Source organism: Vibrio sp. 1580 (assembly GCF_033340055.1).
Genome location: NZ_JAWOVT010000084.1, coordinates 1 through 1,037, shown reverse-complemented (window position 1 = coordinate 1,037; position 1,037 = coordinate 1). Strand labels below are relative to the sequence as shown.

Annotated in this window: 2 protein-coding genes and 1 pseudogene; 2 read left to right on the top strand and 1 reads right to left on the bottom strand. The window is 44.4% G+C overall.

The window, feature by feature from the left end:
* Both R7093_RS24190 and R7093_RS24185 read left to right on the top strand, forming a co-directional pair.
* A partial coding sequence (locus R7093_RS24190) for a DUF3293 domain-containing protein (RefSeq protein ID WP_318146881.1) occupies window positions 1-284 on the top strand: 284 nt, incomplete at its 5' end.
* A 53-nt stretch (window positions 285-337) separates the two neighbouring features.
* Entirely contained in the window at window positions 338-820 is a 483-nt protein-coding gene (locus R7093_RS24185) for a putative 4-hydroxy-4-methyl-2-oxoglutarate aldolase (RefSeq protein WP_025795751.1), read from the top strand.
* Here the strand turns inward: R7093_RS24185 and R7093_RS24180 are convergent.
* Window positions 817-1,037 (bottom strand): annotated as a pseudogene (locus tag R7093_RS24180) (ribonuclease regulator); the annotation flags it as partial. The gene R7093_RS24185 and the pseudogene R7093_RS24180 overlap by 4 nt on opposite strands.

The following is a 1,037-nucleotide window of genomic DNA, read 5'->3' as shown; positions in this document are numbered from 1 at the left end:
ACAGTAATTTGCGGTCAAAGAAAGAGCACTGCATAAGTAATCAAGAGTTAGAAAAACAACTTAACCACGCGAATTACGTGCTCGTTAACGTAGGTGATCGCAGCTTTGAATGGTGTGAAGAGAGTTTTGCGGCGGATATATCATTAGAAGAGGCTGTGCGATTGGCAAAAGCGTTTCAACAAAATGCCATTTACTATGTGATAGATGGTGAGCTTTACTTAGTTGCGTGCGCGGTACCGAGCAAAAAACATTGGCTAGGAAAAATTAACGACAGGCTCGTATAACAGGATATCTCTCGTTGGGGTTATGCCCGAGCGAGCAAATTCACGGAGGAAATATGAGAGACATAACACCAGATATTTGTGATCAATTTGAAGACCAAGTGACGTTGCTAAATTTACCGCTACAGAACTTTGGTCAACGTACCGCCTTTCATGGCGAAATTGTCACAGTGCGTTGCTATCACGATAATTCTAAAGTACGTGAAGTTCTAGAACAGGATGGCACTGGCAAAGTCTTGATTGTTGATGGACACGGTTCCTGCCAAAAAGCGCTGCTTGGTGATCAGCTGGCGATAGTCGGTATCGAAAATGGTTGGGAAGGTATCATCGTGTACGGAGCAGTGCGTGATGTGGCACAAATGTCGCAAATGGACATAGGAGTGCAAGCGCTGGGTACATGCCCGTTTAAAACGGAAAAGCGTGGTGTGGGTGAAGTCAACGTGACGTTAACGATGCTGAACCAAATTGTTCAACCAAAGCATCATGTTTATGCCGATTGGAATGGGGTGTTGATTTCAAAAGAAGCACTCGATTTTTAGAATCGGAAACCTAAACCTACCTCAAAGCCTTGTTGCCAATCTTGGTAATCCAACGTCGCGTGAATGTCTAACTTATCGGTAATTTTCACGCGGCTAGAAAGTTCAGCAGCGAGGCTACTGTCTTCGGTTTGAATGCCGTTGCTATTCTCAGATTTGTAAGATCTTACGGTGCTTTTTACGGTGACACGATCATTGAAGTGGTAGCTGATCCCGCTGA

Excerpts from the sequence above, each read along its gene's own strand:
- R7093_RS24185 (WP_025795751.1), top strand. The coding sequence starts at position 338 with ATGAGAGACATAACACCAGATATTTGTGATCAATTTGAAGACCAAGTG.